Annotated in this window: 12 protein-coding genes and 1 pseudogene; 6 read left to right on the plus strand and 7 right to left on the minus strand. The window is 70.2% G+C overall.

Annotation, left to right across the window (positions count from 1 at the left end; translation table 11 throughout):
* Positions 1-1,425, plus strand: a pseudogene (locus tag FHX50_RS11700) (hypothetical protein); the annotation flags it as partial.
* Here the strand turns inward: FHX50_RS11700 and FHX50_RS11705 are convergent.
* The 6 genes from FHX50_RS11705 to FHX50_RS11730 all read right to left on the minus strand — a co-directional run bounded on the left by FHX50_RS11705 (position 1,422) and on the right by FHX50_RS11730 (position 7,322).
* Positions 1,422-2,294: a glycosyltransferase gene (locus FHX50_RS11705; RefSeq protein ID WP_183377350.1), complete on the minus strand. Its 873-nt coding sequence runs from the start codon at positions 2,292-2,294 to the stop codon at positions 1,422-1,424. The pseudogene FHX50_RS11700 and the gene FHX50_RS11705 sit on opposite strands and share 4 nt — an antisense overlap.
* On the minus strand, positions 2,291-3,115 hold the full coding sequence (locus tag FHX50_RS11710) for a DUF5926 family protein (protein WP_183377351.1): 825 nt from the start codon (positions 3,113-3,115) through the stop codon (positions 2,291-2,293). The genes FHX50_RS11705 and FHX50_RS11710 overlap by 4 nt, the downstream gene beginning before the upstream one ends.
* 35 nt (positions 3,116-3,150) lie before the next feature.
* Entirely contained in the window at positions 3,151-3,453 is a 303-nt protein-coding gene (locus FHX50_RS12225; protein WP_246371110.1) for a putative acetyltransferase, read from the minus strand.
* A 1-nt stretch (position 3,454) separates the two neighbouring features.
* On the minus strand, positions 3,455-4,720 hold the full coding sequence (locus FHX50_RS11720; protein ID WP_183377352.1) for a uracil-xanthine permease family protein: 1,266 nt from the start codon (positions 4,718-4,720) through the stop codon (positions 3,455-3,457).
* Between the two features lie 15 nt (positions 4,721-4,735).
* Positions 4,736-6,547 carry a DUF7937 domain-containing protein gene (locus tag FHX50_RS11725; RefSeq protein WP_183377353.1) on the minus strand — a complete coding sequence of 604 codons (1,812 nt, stop codon included), beginning with the start codon at positions 6,545-6,547 and terminating at the stop codon, positions 4,736-4,738.
* 289 nt (positions 6,548-6,836) lie between these two features.
* Positions 6,837-7,322, minus strand: coding sequence for a flavin reductase family protein (locus FHX50_RS11730; protein ID WP_183377281.1), 486 nt, complete (start codon positions 7,320-7,322; stop codon positions 6,837-6,839).
* 330 nt (positions 7,323-7,652) lie between these two features.
* Here FHX50_RS11730 and FHX50_RS11735 point away from each other — a divergent pair, with 330 nt between their 5' ends.
* The 5 genes from FHX50_RS11735 to argS (FHX50_RS12480) all read left to right on the plus strand — a co-directional run bounded on the left by FHX50_RS11735 (position 7,653) and on the right by argS (FHX50_RS12480) (position 14,005).
* Positions 7,653-9,341 (plus strand): SulP family inorganic anion transporter, encoded by a 1,689-nt coding sequence (locus FHX50_RS11735; RefSeq protein ID WP_183377282.1) that lies wholly within the window; start codon positions 7,653-7,655, stop codon positions 9,339-9,341.
* A gap of 264 nt (positions 9,342-9,605) precedes the next feature.
* On the plus strand, positions 9,606-10,790 hold the full coding sequence (locus FHX50_RS11740; protein WP_221187362.1) for a PTS sugar transporter subunit IIC: 1,185 nt from the start codon (positions 9,606-9,608) through the stop codon (positions 10,788-10,790).
* Between the two features lie 14 nt (positions 10,791-10,804).
* Positions 10,805-11,803: a D-2-hydroxyacid dehydrogenase gene (locus FHX50_RS11745; RefSeq protein WP_183377283.1), complete on the plus strand. Its 999-nt coding sequence runs from the start codon at positions 10,805-10,807 to the stop codon at positions 11,801-11,803.
* Positions 11,804-11,954: 151 nt separating this feature from the next.
* Positions 11,955-12,779: an arginine--tRNA ligase domain-containing protein gene (gene argS / locus FHX50_RS12475; protein ID WP_425485181.1), complete on the plus strand. Its 825-nt coding sequence runs from the start codon at positions 11,955-11,957 to the stop codon at positions 12,777-12,779.
* Positions 12,662-14,005 carry an arginine--tRNA ligase domain-containing protein gene (gene argS / locus FHX50_RS12480; protein WP_425485182.1) on the plus strand — a complete coding sequence of 448 codons (1,344 nt, stop codon included), beginning with the start codon at positions 12,662-12,664 and terminating at the stop codon, positions 14,003-14,005. Before argS (FHX50_RS12475) ends, argS (FHX50_RS12480) begins: the two co-directional genes overlap by 118 nt.
* Before the next feature lie 86 nt (positions 14,006-14,091).
* On the opposite strand, the gene FHX50_RS11760 is transcribed toward argS (FHX50_RS12480), so the two are convergent.
* Entirely contained in the window at positions 14,092-14,997 is a 906-nt protein-coding gene (locus tag FHX50_RS11760) for an alpha/beta hydrolase fold domain-containing protein (RefSeq protein WP_183377286.1), read from the minus strand.
* Positions 14,998-15,095: the final 98 nt, after the last annotated feature.

Raw genomic sequence — 15,095 nt, forward strand, 5'->3', positions numbered from 1 at the left:
TGCATCACCACCACGACCCCGCCCCGTCGACCCGCGATCGCGGTGGCGAGCATCGGCATGACCGACCCGCCCGCCGACCGGGCCGACGCCGCCGAGGAGCAGCGCGACACGTTCAACCTGGAGGTGCCGCTGAACCTGCAGGTCGTGATGGACTCCCGCTGGGCCACGAACCGCTCCCTCACCTCCACGTCCACGCGTCAGCAGGGCCTCGTCACGAACCTCGACCTCGCCGAGGACTCGGTGCGGGCGGTGGAGCCGCTCGGCACGGACAGTTCCCGCGACCATGCCGAGGCGCTGACGCTGACGGCCCGCGCAATGGATGACCTGACGCCGATCCTGGTCGCGGTGATCGGCGTGATCGCCCTGGTCGGGGCGGTGCTCGCGGCGCTGGGCCGCACCACCGCAGTGCTGACGTTCGGTCTGCTCGCGGTGGCGGCCGGCCTGACCACGTCCACGGTTCCGTGGCCGCTGTCGCCGTGGCCGGCCGCGACGGTGCTCGGGTACATCCTCGTGGTGGCGACCGTCGGCCTGGTCGTGGTGGAGGTCTCAGTGCGGCGCCTCCTGCCGCGCCTCGCGTCCGCGCAGGGCCGGGGCCGACGGGTGCTGACGGTGCGCGGGCTCGACGCCGCGGCCGCCGGCGCCGTCCTCGCGGGCGTCATCCTGCTGGATTCGCTGACGGGGTCGCGGCTGCAGCTGGCGTCCCTGCTGGGGAATCAGCCGCTGTACGGCGGCCGGTTCTACGGGATGTCGAACCATCTGACGGCGTTCGTGCTCGCCGGGTGGGCGATGGGCCTGATCGCGCTGCTGCACGCCGCACCGCAGCTGTCGCGCCTGGTCCGCACCCTGGTCGTGGGTGTCAGCGGTCTGGTGGTGCTGGTGGTGTCCGCGGCGCCGCAGTTCGGCGCCGACGCCGGCAGCTCCCTGATCTTCGGGCCGGTGCTGTTGCTCGCTGTGATGGCGGCGTGCGGTGTGCGTCTGCGGCCCGTGCATGTGCTGGTCGCGGGCGCTGCGGGTGCTGTTCTGCTCGCGACGGTGGCGGCGCTGGATGCGTCGCGCGGTGCCGGTGCCCGCACACACCTGGGGGACTTCGCGGCGCTGCTGGTGGAGGATCCGTCGGCCGCAGCCTCGATGGTGGTGAGCCGGACGGTGCGGATGCTGGAGCCGCTGTGGCTGTATCCGGTCGTGGCGGTGCCGGGCATGCTGATCATCGTCGCGCTGACGGTGCTCGCGGTCACTTCGCGGCGTGTGAGTGCCTGGGATGCACAGGCGCCGCTCGGTCGGGCGCTCAGGAGCATCGCCGTGCTGGGTGCGTGGATCGGTGCGCTGACGAACGATACGGGCCTGGCGCTGCTCGCCGCGGCCTTTGCCGTCGGCACGCTTGTCCAGCTCGCGCTTCTGCCGCGTGTCAGCGGGAAAGGCCGCTAGTCCGTCTCGTCGGCCTGGTCGCCGACGGGCTCCTCCAGCGGGTCGTTCGGCGACAGGTGGCGGCGGGAGCGCAGCGCCCGCATCACATCCCGCAGCTGCGCCGCACGGTGCAGCTGCGAGCGCATGTCGCGGCCCGTGGCGCGGTGGGAGAGCTCCGCGGGGATCTCCTTCACCCAGAAGCCCTTGTCCAGCGCGTCGATCGTCAGTCCCGTCTCCACACCCCAGCCCGGGGCGAGCGGCTGCACCGCGTCCCACGTCTCCCGGGTGATGCAGCGCGTGCCCGACAGCGGCTGCTCCGCCACGAAACCGGTCGCGCGCTCAATGCCGTTGCGGGCCGTGCGGACCACCAGGCCCATCCCCGCGGCGCCCTCCTGCGGCGGCAGGGTCGCAATCGCCATGTCCACGCCGTCATCCAGAACCGCGTCGATCAGCGGGGCGGCGTTCGCCGCCGAGTCCTGCATGTCGCCGTCGATGAACAGGATCGGCCGCGCCAGCACCGGCGCGTCCTCCCCGTCCTCCAGCACCACGGGCAGTTCACCCGTGTGGCCCGGCACCGGCTCCTCAATGTGCTCGATATGGTCCCCGGCCCCGTCGGCCCGGTCGGCGTTCTCCCGCATCGCAATCAGGCGCGCACCGGTCGCCATCGCGGCCGCTTTGCCCTGGTTGACGCGGTGACGCACCACGAGGGCGCCCGCCCCCTGCGCGATCGCGGCGGTGGCATCGGTCGAACCGTCATCCACCACGACCACGAGGTCCACCCGCGGAATGGAGAACGCGGCCTGGACGGTCGCCTCGATGCGGGCGGCCTCGTCCTTCGCCGGGATCACCACTGCCGCGTGCTGCACGCGGGCCCCCTCGATGCCGGTCATCGCAGCGTGACCTGCCGGCTCAGGACGCCGCCGCGGGCGCGGCGCTCCGCACCCGTCAGCGGCTCATCAGTGTTCAGCGCCTCCAGGAACCGCTTCGAGAACTCCTCCGCGTGCTCGGCGACCCCGTCGGCCCCGAAGCCCTTCGGCAGGTCCCACACGGGGATGGTGAGGCCGTCGGCGCGGAAGGAGCCGACGAACTTCGTGCCGTCGGTGATCGCAGACTCGCGGCGGGCGTGCAGGCGGGCGATCGCGTCGATGACCCTGTCCTCGGGTGCGTCGAACACCCAGCGCAGGTGCTCCTTCGGACCCGCGTCCACCCAGAAGCCGTGGTCGAGGCCGTCCACGGCGCGGGTGATCATGATGGCGTCGTTCGCCTGCTTCAGGCCCTCATCGAGCTCATCGGTGCGCTCCGCGCCCGCATCGATCCAGAACTCGAAGTCATCGTGGATCTCCAGGGGGCCGAAGCCCTCGGGGTCGAGGAGGTCCTGCAGGCGCGGCGACTCCTCCGTCATCTCCACCTGCGCGAACGACGTGCCCGGATCCGCCTCCAGCGCCGACAGCAGCGCCTGGCCGAGGCCGCGGGACACGTCCGACCCCGGAACGGTGGCCTGCATGCCGAGCAGCACGGTGCCGTCCTCACGCTTGCAGGACGGCCAGTTCATCGGCAGGATCGTCGCGATCTCCACCTCGTGGGCGCCGTGCTCGGCGGTGGTGCGCGCGGTCATGGTGGCCGACGGGATCAGCTGCCGCATCGCGACGAGGTCGCGCTCGACCGGCAGGCTGTGGAAGGGGCGGTTGACGAATTCAGAGCTGGAAGCCATGCGGCCATCCTACCGGCGAGATCACCGCGAAACGGTCAGGACTGGGAGCGGGGTCGGCGCCTCGGAGGCGGGGGCGGCACTTCCTTCACCGCGGTGATGATCGGCCGCGGAATCCGCGCGAAGCCCCGCTTCGTCTCCACCGTAATGGTCTCCTCGTCCACGGCGCGGATGTACCCGAGAGCGTCGGACGCTCGGAACGCGGCATCCGTCGGCAGCCGGTAGCGGGCGGTGACCCGCACCCCCACCTGCAGGAACGGCGCCCACCCGGGCCGGCCCGTCGGGTCCGGGGATGCCGGCCGGACCGACGGGTCCGGGCCAGTCGAGTCGGTGCCGGACACGTCAGTGAGCGGGCTCGTCCGTGCCGAACACGCGGCCCAGCGAGTTCATCACGTGGTAGATCGCCAGCGCCGCCAGCGACCCCAGCGCAATGCCGTTGAAGGTGATGTCACCGAACTGCCAGGTCACGTTCGCGATGCCCACCACGAGCGCCACACCCGCCGTGAACTGGTTCTTCGGGCGGGAGAAGTCCACCACGCCGTCCACCCACATGCGCACACCCACGATGCCGATCAGGCCGTACAGGATGAACGTGACACCACCGAGGACACCCGGGGGGATCGTGAAGATCAGCGCCCCCACCTTCGGGCTCATCGCCAGCAGGATCGCCGTGATGCCCGCCACCCAGTACGCGGCCGTGGAGTACACGCGGGTGGCGCTCATGACGCCGATGTTCTCGCCGTACGTGGTGGTGGGCGAGCCGCCGAACGTGGCGGACAGCGTCGTGGCGAGGCCGTCGGAGAACAGGGTGCGGCCCATCATCCGATCCAGCGGCTTCCCGGTCATCAGCGACAGCGACCGCACATGCCCCACGTTCTCCGCCAGCAGCACCAGCACCACCGGCAGGAACATCGGCAGCACCGACGGGTGGAACTCCGGGAAGTGGAACGGCGGAAGCCCCAGCAGAGGAGCCTCATTCACCATCGTGAAGTCCACCTCCCCGCGGACCACCGCAACCGCGTAGCCGATCGCCACACCGATCAGCACGGAGATGCGGCCCAGCAGGCCCCGGAAGATCGACGTGCACAGCACCACCGCCGCCAGCGTCACCACCGCCGTCACGGTCGACTTCTGGAAGTTCTCGTATGCGGTGGGCGCCAGGTTGAAGCCGATCAGGGCCACGATCGACCCCATCACCACCGGCGGCATCAGCAGACCGATCCACCGGGTCCCGACCTTCTGCACCAGCAGACCCACCAGCGCCAGGATCACGCCCGTCATCAGAACGCCGCCCAGGGCCACACCGATGCCTCCGTCGGCCTTCGCGGCGGTGATCGGCGCAATGAACGCGAACGAGGACCCGAGGTAGCTGGGCACCCGGTTGCGGGTGATCAAAAGGAACAGCAGCGTGCCGAGACCGGAGAACAGCAGCGTGGTGGACGGCGGGAAGCCCGTCAGCAGCGGCACCAGGAACGTGGCGCCGAACATGGCGATGACGTGCTGGGCGCCGATGCCGATGGTGGCGAACCAGTTCAGCCGCTCATCGGGCGCGACCACGCGACCGGGTTCAACAGTGCGGCCGTTGCCGTGCAGGGTCCAACGGAACATGAGTGCCTTCTTCGATCAGCGGGAGAGGGTGGGGAATGTGCGGCGCTGCCGGGTCTCGTCGCCCACATCCGGGACGCGGGCCCACAGGCCCGTGCCCGTCAGGTCGCGGTGGCGGAACTCGGAGAACCAGCGGTCCAGGCTCGGTGCGCCGTGCTCATCGCGCACGGGCGCCGGAACGGTCAGCATGAGGCCGGCCGCGATGCCGATGATGAGGGCCAGCCCGCCGTTCGTCAGGGTGCCGCCGGCGGAGGCGACCACGGAGTTCACGATCACGCCGAGGAACCCGAGGACCGCCAGCGCCACCGAGATCACCACCCCGGAGGTGCGGGCCCTGGCCGCATGGCGGCACATCAGTTCGTGGCGGGCCACAGCCGAGGCGACGGCGAACACCACCATGAACGCGGCGTTCATCGCGGCGATCGACAGCGGGGTGCCGTCGTCGTACCCGAGGAACACAGCGGCGACGAACGCGAGCGCGGACACGAACCCGACCACGTGCATGATCAGGGAGAACTCGAACGCGCGCACCGTGTAGATGATCCAGTCCGAGCGCCTGAAGCTCAGCGGCATCGAGCGGACGTACGCCCGGTTGATCACGATGCCGAAGCCGACGAACAGCAGCGGCAGCCACACGTACCCGGTGGAGAACGACTGCGGCGCCGCGTACTCCATCTCGAGGGACGAATCCATGATCGCGCCGGCGACCAGCAGCCCCACCGCACCGACCTCGAACACGTACCAGGAGGGCCGACGGTGCAGAACCGCCTCGAGGAACAGGACGATCAGCGCGAGGCTCGGAACAGCATGCGACAGGGTCACCAGCGCGAACAGGTGCGCTCCCGCGAACGCCTTGCCGATCATCATCACCACCGCGAGGGCGAACGACGCGTAGGCGAGCACGCGCATGACCCGCAGCGCCATCCGCGCCCAGCCCTTCTGCTTCTCACCGGGCGTGTGGCCCTCGTGCCGGGGCGGCTCACCGCCGACGGTCGCGCCGAGCGCCAGCAGCGCGACCCCGGCGCCGACGCCGATCGTGGGCCCGTCGGGCAGGGGATGGAAGAGGTCCGGCAGTGAGGCACCGAAGTCAGCGCCGATGACGCCGAGCACCGCCACCACCGCTGGGATCTGGCAGAGCATGCGGACGTTCTGGATGACCTGGAAGTTCGTGTCCTTCGCCTTCCACCGCATCAGCGACGCGGCGGCCACTCCGACGATGCCGATGCCGGCGGCGATGCGGGCCGCGGAGTCCAGCACCACGTGCTCGGATTCGGTGACGGTGGTGGCGAACACGGCGATGAAGGAGACGACGGCGAGGGCGTCGCGCACGACGTCCCAGGGCGAAACGGTGCGGAACTGCACCGGCAGGGAGATCGACGCCTTCAGCTCTTCGGGGGCCACCGTGGGGGTGGTGCCGGAGCGGGCGTAGCTCTTCTGGATCGGTTCCTTCACCACGGCGTGCTCGGCGGTGCTCTCCCCGTCGAGGTCGTCATCGACGCGGCGCACCCGCACGGCGGTGGAGCCGCCGGGGCGGGTGGCTGCTTCTTCCTCAGCGGGCGACGCCGGCTGAGCGGGCGCAGCCGTGTCCGGCGCGGGCGCGAGGATCGGGATCTCCTGCGTGGAGGTGTCGGGCATGTCGGGGACGCGGACCGGGGCGGGGCGTTCAGGGCGCGTCAAACGGGGCTGGGCGGCAGCGTCGTCCTCCAGCTGCGCCTGCTGTGCACGCATCCGAGCGTAGTCCTCCGGGGAGGGCAGCTTTTCGGTGGGCACGAAGCCATCGTCGGTGGCGAAGAGCCAGTCGTCGTCCGACGCGTTCCTGTCCGAAGCCATATCTCCCTCACTGTCGAGTCCTTCGCCAGTGTAGGACCCGCACCCTGCTCGGCCATGGAGGCGCGGCGCGCGGGTGAACGCACATCACACGGGAGGTCGCGGGGACGGCCCCGCCGCCGGGGTCCGCGCGCGGCTGCGAGCAAAACCTGGAGCAGATCAGCCGATCCACCGGGTCAACGACCCAAAAGGGCGATTCTGCTCCATCTTCTGCACACGGCCTCGCTGCTGAAGGCAGCCGATGCGGACCGGGGGCGGGGTGGATCGGGGCTGGGACCGGACCGGCTGCCGGTCAGACGATGTCGTAGTGGGTGCGGGAGAAGCGGATCGCGGGGCGCATCGCGGTGCCGTCCGCGAGCGCCACCACCCGACCCACGATCAGGCGATGCGTCGCGGCCTGGTGCACATCCGCCACCTCCAGAGCGAACGAGGCGATGCCGCCGGTGAGCACCGCGTTGCCGTTCGGGTCGCGCTCGTGCGCGACGCCGTTGAGCATGCCCTGCAGCGGCAGACCGGAGGTGCCGAAGCGGTCCGCGAGGTCCCGCTGGTCACTGGACAGCACGGTCAGGGCGCAGGTACCGGCCTCCTCGATCGCTTCGGCGAGGCGGGACTCGCCGTACAGGCTGAGCAGCATCGTGGGCGGGTCGTACGAGACGTCGAGGAACGAGTCGATGGTGGAGGCGATGTCCCAGCGGCCGATCCGCGCGGTGGCGACGGCGAGCCCGGAGGGGATGTCATCGCTGAGGCGTCGGTAGGTGACGGTGTCGACGGGGCGCATCAGGACTCCTTCGGGCTCGGCCGGCTGAGATGTGCAGTGCTGCGGGTGGCGATGGGGGAACAGTGGGACCGGACCGCTCGACACCCTACCTGGGGGTCCGCGACCAGCACGGCCACTGCTCCGTGCGCACCGCAGCCTGCGCACCGCTGCGTGGACACCGTTCCCCGGGCTCCCCCAGAACAGCGGTTCCGCCCGCGCCGACAGGCAGGCCGCTGCGCTGGCGGGGACGCCGCGTGACGGGAGGGGGTGACCACAGATCCCTTCCCCGCCCGTCCGGTGACTGAGACAATGACCCGGTTGCTGACCGGCGAGCGGGGAGTTGGAGTGGTCATGGCCGAGCGGAAGCGGACGAGCCTCCTGTGGGGAGTGGAGCGGCTGCTGCCGAAGCCCGCTGACTACAGGGAGCTGCCCACCAGCTGGCCCCGCGACATCCTCGCCGGCATCACCGTCGGCATCGTCGCCCTCCCCCTTGCCCTCGCGTTCGCGATCTCCTCCGGCGCCGCCCCCGAAATGGGCCTGATCACCGCGATCATCGCCGGGTTCGTCGCCGCCGTGTTCGGCGGCTCCCACGTGCAGGTCTCCGGCCCCACCGGCGCCATGGTCGTGATCCTCGCGCCGATCGCCGCAACCCACGGCATGATCGCCCTGCCGATCGTGGCGGTGATGGGCGGGATGATCGTCATCGTCGCCGGTTTCTTCCGCCTGGGGCGGACCGTGTCGTTCATCCCCTGGCCGGTGATCGAAGGGTTCACCCTCGGCATCGCGGTCATCATCTTCATGCAGCAGGTCCCGTCGGCCCTCGGCGTGGAGCCGGGACCGTCCCTGAACGCCCTGGTGGCGGCGATCCAGTCGCTCAGCGGGGTGCGGCCGACGGATGCCCTCCTCGGCCTGGTCTGCGTGGCGATCGTGGTGGCGTCCATGACGCTGCTGCCGAAGATCCACCCCCGCATCCCGGGCTCCATCATCGCGATCATCCTGGTGACGATCGTGGTGGACCTCGCGGGATGGAACCTGGCGCGCATCGGTGAGCTGCCCACGTCGCTGCCGATGCCGCACGCACCGCCGTTGGACCCGGACATGCTGCGGTCCCTGATCGGCCCGGCGTTCGCGGTGGCGGCGCTGACGGCGATCGAGTCGCTGCTGAGCGCCCGCGTCGCCTCCGGCATGACCACCGCCGGCACCTATGACGGTGACCGCGAACTGGTGGGCCAGGGCCTCGCCGGCATCGCTTCGGGCCTGTTCGGCGGCATGCCCGCCACGGGCGCGATCGCCCGCACCGCCGTGTCCGTGCGCTCCGGTGCCCGCACCCGCGTCGCCGCGATCGTGCACGCCCTGTTCCTCACCGCCGTGGTGTACTTCGCGACCGATCTCGTGGGCCGCATCCCGATGGTGGCGCTCGCGGGTGTCCTCATGATGACGGCGGTGGGGATGGTGGATCGCCGCACTGCCGGTGACATCATCGGCACGTCCCGCTCGGATGCGTTCCTGTTCGTGGTGACGGCGCTGATCACCGTGTCGTTCGACCTCATCTGGGCGGTCGCGATCGGCATCGCCATTGCTGCGGTGTTCTCCCTGCGCGCCATGTCGCTGAACTCTGTTGTGCACCGGGAGGAGCTGCCGGGTGAGGCGGAGCCGGGTGATGAGCGCATCGCCCTCATCGAGTTCGACGGCTCCCTGTTCTTCGGCATCGGCGACCGCATCCTCACCTCCCTCGACGATGTCGACGAAGTGGACGTGGTGATCCTGCGGCTGTCCCACCTGCGCTTCATGGACTCCTCGGGCGCGCGCGTCCTGTCCGAACTGGTGAAGACGTTCGGCCGCCGCCGCATCACCGTCATCGTGAAGGGGATCCAGGCGCGCCACCAGCGCCTGACGGACCGCACCGGCGTGCTGTCCTCCCTGCAGCCGGACGACTACGTGATCGCGTCGATGCCGGATGCGGTGAATCAGGCCCGTCAGATCGTGCGGGAGCGCGAAGCGGAGCGCGCCGCTGCCGCACAGGAGGGCGCCGCCGTCTGAGCCGGGGGCGAGCTGACGGGGCCGACGGGGCAGGCTCCGACGCGCGCTCGCGCGGTCCTCCGGAAGTGCCGGGATGCTCCTGCGACCGCGGGACCGAAGACCCTCGCAGCGCCCCCGGATCGCCCGTAGTCTGGACCCAGGACGAGCAGAGAAGCGACCCTTCTTTCCTCGTCCTCTTTCTGTTCCGGCCCACGAGGCTCCTCGCAGGAAGACGCCCCCGGGGCACACACCGTTCCCGTGTCCCTCCAGCACGAAGGCATTCGCGTGTTCGACACACCCATGACACCGAAACTGTTCCTCGACCGCGTGCTGAACGGCGCTGCCGTCGGCATCGTGGTCGGTCTCATCCCGAACGCGATCACAGGTGAGCTGTTCAAGCTCCTGGCGCGACTTTTCCCCGACATCTCCCTGTTCACCACCCTCGGCCAAGTGGTCGTGGGCCTCCAGTTCACCGTGCCGGTGATCGTGGGCGTGCTGATCGGCATGCAGTTCGGCTTCACCGCCGTGCAGACGGTGATCGTCGGCACCGCGAGCTTCGTCGGCTCCGGAGCGATGAAGTTCAGCCCCGACGGGGTCATGCTCGTCGGCATCGGCGACCTCATCAACACGATGATCACCGCGTCCGTCGCCGTCCTCATCCTCGCGTGGGTCGGCAACCGGCTCGGGTCCCTGACGGTCCTGTTCCTGCCGATCATCGGCGGCGGCATCGCCGGCCTCGTCGGCATCCTCACCCTGCCGTACGTCACCTTCATCACCACGGCGATCGGCACGCTGATCAACACGATCGCGGCGTCCCAGGGCCTGGGCCTGGCCGCGTCGGTCCTGATCGCGATGATCTTCGCCGTCATGATCGTCTCCCCGATCTCCACGGTCGCCGTGGCCCTCGCCATCGGCATCACCGGTCCCGCTGCCGGCGCAGCCAGCCTCGGCATCGCCGCTGCCGCCGCGGTCCTCATGATCGGCAGCCTCCGCGTCAACAACGCCGGCGTCACCTGGTCCACGTTCCTCGGGGCCATGAAGATGATGATGGGCAACCTGCTGAAGTACCCGATCATGGTCCTCCCGCTCGTCCTGGTGGGCGGCCTGACCGGCCTCGTGGGCGGCATCCTCGGCATCCAGGGCACCCCGGAGACCGCCGGCTTCGGCCACTCCGGTCTCGTGGGCCCCATCGCCGCCGCGAAGCAGCTCGACCAGGGCGGCATCGCCGCGATCCTCATCCTCGTCCTTGTCTACTTCGTGATCCCGATTGCGCTGGCCGCCGCTGTGCACGCCCTGTGCCTGAAGATCGGCGTGTACCAGGCCCGCATCTTCGCGTTCTCGCCGCAGGGCGCACCGGTCACCGAGGGCGCTGCCGATGAGCCCCTCGACCCGGACGCATCCGCCTCCGGCGGTGCACCGACCACCCGATCCGCTGACACCGACGCGGGCGCCTCGCCCGCACGAGCCTGAAGGAGCTGGCTGATATGAAGATCCTGTTCATGGGAATCCGTGACGACGAACGCCCCGCCCTCGACCGCTGGATGCAGGAGCACCCGCAGCACGACGTCGAGGCCACGACCGAGATCCTCAGCGCCGATACCGTCGGCATGGTCGACGGGTTCGACGCCCTCACCGTTCAGCAGGTGATCCCGCCGGAGCCGGAGGTGTACGCCGCGCTGCAGGCCGCGGGGATCCGTCAGATCTCCAGCCGCACCGCGGGCACGGACATGTACGACATCGCGCTCGCGCAGAAGCACGGCATCGTCATCACCAATGTGCCGGTGTACTCGCCGAACGCCATCGCCGAGTTCGCCCTCACCTCCGCGCTCTACCTGACCCGCCGCTTCGCCCAGATCGAGCAGAAGCTGCAGCACCGGGACTTCCGCTTCGGCGGCCTCCTGGGCCGCGAGCTCGCCACCCTGCGCGTGGCCGTGCTCGGGACGGGGTCGATCGGTCTGCAGACCGCGCGCCTGTTCGCAGCGCTCGGAGCCACCGTGGTCGGGTACGACCCGTACCCGAATGACGCGTTCACCGAGGTCGGCCAGTACGCGCCGAGCCTGGAAGAGGCTCTGGACGGCGCGGATGTGCTCACCCTGCACATGCCGCTGATGCCCGCCACCCACCACGTGATCGACCAGGCGGCGCTGGCGCGCCTCGCCCCCGGGGCGATCGTGGTCAACTCCGGTCGCGGCGGCCTGCTGGACACGCAGGCCCTGCTGGCGGCGCTCGACTCCGGGCACCTCAGCGGCGCCGCCCTGGACACCTACGAGAACGAAGCGCAGTTCTACCGGTACGACTGGAGCGACCGCGACCTGGGCGACCCCGTGCTCGAGCAGCTGCTGGACCGCGAGGATGTGCTGATGACCCCGCACGTGGCGTTCTACACGGAGACCGCCGTGGAGAACCTCGTGGTGGGCGGCCTGGAGAACGCGGAGCTCGCAGCCCGCACCGGCACCGCCCCGTCGGTGGTCTCGCCCGCCTGACCCCCGCCTGCGCCGAGCGCGCACTTCATGCCCGCGCCGAGCCCGCCCTGTGCGGCTCGGCGCGGAGCCGCGTCCAGGAGCGCGGCCGGGGTGACGCACCCCTCAGGCCATGACTACCCAGCGCCTTCGGGGCATGGCTACGCTGGATCTCATGACTGCACCGGATATCGCTCTCGCCTCCCGTTTCCAGGACGCCTTCGCCGCCGCCTTCGGCGAGGAGTACCGCGATGCGGATCCGATCATCCGGCCGGGCCGCTTCTCCGACTTCCAGTGCAACGCCGCGATGGGGCTGGCGAAGAAGCTGGGGCAGAAGCCGCGGGACATCGCCGCACAGATCGTGGAGCACCTGGACCTGACGGGGATCGCGTCGGCCCCGGAGATCGCCGGCCCCGGGTTCCTCAACACCACCCTGTCCACCGAGTGGATCGCCGGCGAGACCGCCGCGATCGCCGCGGATGAGCGCCTGGGTGCCGCCGTCCCCGCCTCCCCGGACACCGTGGTCATCGACTACTCCGCGCCGAACGTGGCGAAGGAGATGCACGTGGGCCATCTGCGCACCACCGTGGTCGGCGATGCGCTCGCCCGCACCCTGGAGTTCCTCGGGCACCGCGTGATCCGCCAGAACCACATCGGTGACTGGGGCACCCCGTTCGGCATGCTGATCGAGCACCTGCTGGACGTGGGCGAGGACTCCGCGGATGCGAAGCTGCTGGAGACCGACCCGAACGCGTTTCTACCAGGCCGCCCGCCAGAAGTTCGACGGCGACGAGGCGTTCGCAACGCGCGCACGTGCCCGCGTCGCCACCCCTGCAGTCGGGTGACGAGCAGACCCTGGAGATCTGGGGCCGCCTCGTGGACCTGTCCAAGCAGTACTTCCACCGCATCTACTCCACCCTGGACGTCACCCTCACCGATAACGACCTCGCCGGCGAATCCTCCTACAACGACCTGCTGCAGCAGACCTGCGACGATCTGAAGGACGCCGGCATCGCCCGCGTCTCCGACGGCGCCCTCTGCGTGTTCCCCGACGGCTTCACCGGCCGCGATGAGCAGCCGCTGCCGCTGATCATCCAGAAGTCCGACGGCGGCTTCGGCTACGCCACCACCGATCTCGCCGCCATCCGCCACCGCGTGCGGACGCTCGGCGCGACCCGCATCGCCTACGTGGTGGGCACCGCGCAGGAACTGCACTTCCAGATGATCTTCCAGACCGCCCGCGAGGCCGGGTGGCTGCCGGAGTCGGTCGACGCCCAGCACGTGAAGATCGGCTCCGTGCTCGGTGAGGACGGCAAGATCCTCCGAACCCGCTCCGGCTCGTCCCTGCGCCTCATGGACCTGCTGCAGGAGGGCACCGCGAAGGCCCGCGGCGTGATCGACGAGCTCCGCCCGGACCTGCCGGAGGATGAGCGCGAGCAGATCGCGCAGATGATCGGCATCGGCGGCATCAAGTACGCGGACCTGTCCACCGCGCATGATTCGGACTACACGTTCGACCTCGACCGATGCTCGCCCTGCAGGGCAACACCGCGCCGTACCTGCAGTACGCGGTGGCGCGGATCCGCTCGATCCGTCGCCGCGCCGCTGAGGCGTCGGGGGCCGACGGGGCCGCCGTTGACAGCGCCGCCACTGACAGCGCCGCCGCGCCAGCTGCGGCACCCCGCGTGGTCGATGACGCCGAGCGCGCCCTCGCCCTCCAGCTGCTGGAGTTCGGGCCGACGGCGACCGCCAGTGGCCGCGGACTACGCCCCTCACCGGATGGCCGCCTACTTGTTCGACCTCGCGCAGGCGTTCATGGGGTTCTACGAGCACTGCCCGATCCTGAAGGAGGAGGACGCCGAGGTCCGCACCGGCCGGCTCGCCCTCGCCGACCTCACCGAATCGGTCCTCCGTGACCGGTCTGGACCTGCTGGGCGTCAGCGCCCCGGAGCGCATGTGAACCTCGCGGTCATCGGCATCGCCACGGCAGGCCTGCTGGCCCTGTTCACGTGGCGGTTCCACCACGCGCTCACGCAGATGTCCGGCGGTCGGCGCTTCGACGGCGGCGAGTTCCTCCGCTCCATCGGCATGATCACCGCGCTGCTGGTGTACGTCCTGATCGTGACGCTGCTCGGCGGCGCCACCATGGGTGTGGTGCTGCTGTGCATGATGGGGTCGCTCGCTGCGTCCATCGGCCTCGCCTGGGTGCTCGCCTCCCGCGGCTGACCCGGCGCACCCTGCCCGCGGCTGGCGCGGAGAACGCTGCCCGCGCGACGGCGGGAAGGCCGACGGGTGCCGGATGGAGCGCCGGGTCAGGCGAGGACGCGGTCGATGAACTCCGCCTGCTCCTGCAGCAGGCGCTCCATATCCGCCCCGCGCGACATCCGCAGGCGGCCGTTCAGCTTCCCTGCCACCTCGCGGTAGTCCACGTGCAGGTCCTGGCGCTCGAACTGCATCCGCATGATCCGCGCGTCGGTCAGGAAGATGTCCTTCAGCCCCACCGACAGGTGGATCGACGGCAGCGCCGCCAGATCAGCGTTCACCGGCGACAGCGACGGATCATCCAGCGGCGTGCGGCCCGCGTACGCCGACGCAGCGGCCTGCAGCAGTCGGCGCTCATGCACCGGGTTGCGCTGCTCCGTCTCGGTCAGCTCCGTGTTGTTCAGCTCCAGGTCCCACCACGGCGACATGATCACCAGGCCGCGCGGCGCCGGAACGTTCGCCTTCTCCGCCTCCCCGGTGCCGAGTCGATCCGCGAGCGCCAGCGCCAGACCCGCCCCGGAGTTCTGCCCCGCGAGGATCCAGTTGAGGTCGGTGAGGACCCCGTCGGCCGACAGCCGCTTGATCACCGCCGCGGCATCCAGCAGACCCGTTGGGTGCTGGTAGTCCGGGGCGTAGCGGTAGTCGATGAGGACGGCGGCGCATTCACGGCGGTCAGCCTGGTCGGACAGCCACTGCCAGTCGAACGCGAACGGCCCCGACACATACGCCCCACCGTGCAGGTAGACGATGACGCCGTTGTCAGCCTTGTGGCGGTCAAGCCACACGGTGCGGGTGCGGTTGATCATGGCGACGTCCACCGCGTGGCGCTTCAGCACCGCCCCCGTCGGCGTCGCCATCCGCGCCTTCCCGAAGCCGGTGGTGTACACCCAGCCCGGCAGGGGTGCCTGGCGGACGGCACGGACAGCGATCTTCGGGTACTCAACGAGGCGGCTCATACGGCCACAGTAGCGAACAGCACTGGATGATTGAATGGGTTCCATGCACATTGACCTGCTGATCCTCACCGCTATGCACGAAGAGGCCGACGCCTTCA

This window comes from Helcobacillus massiliensis, assembly GCF_014191425.1.
Classification (GTDB): Bacteria; Actinomycetota; Actinomycetes; order Actinomycetales; family Dermabacteraceae; genus Helcobacillus; species Helcobacillus massiliensis.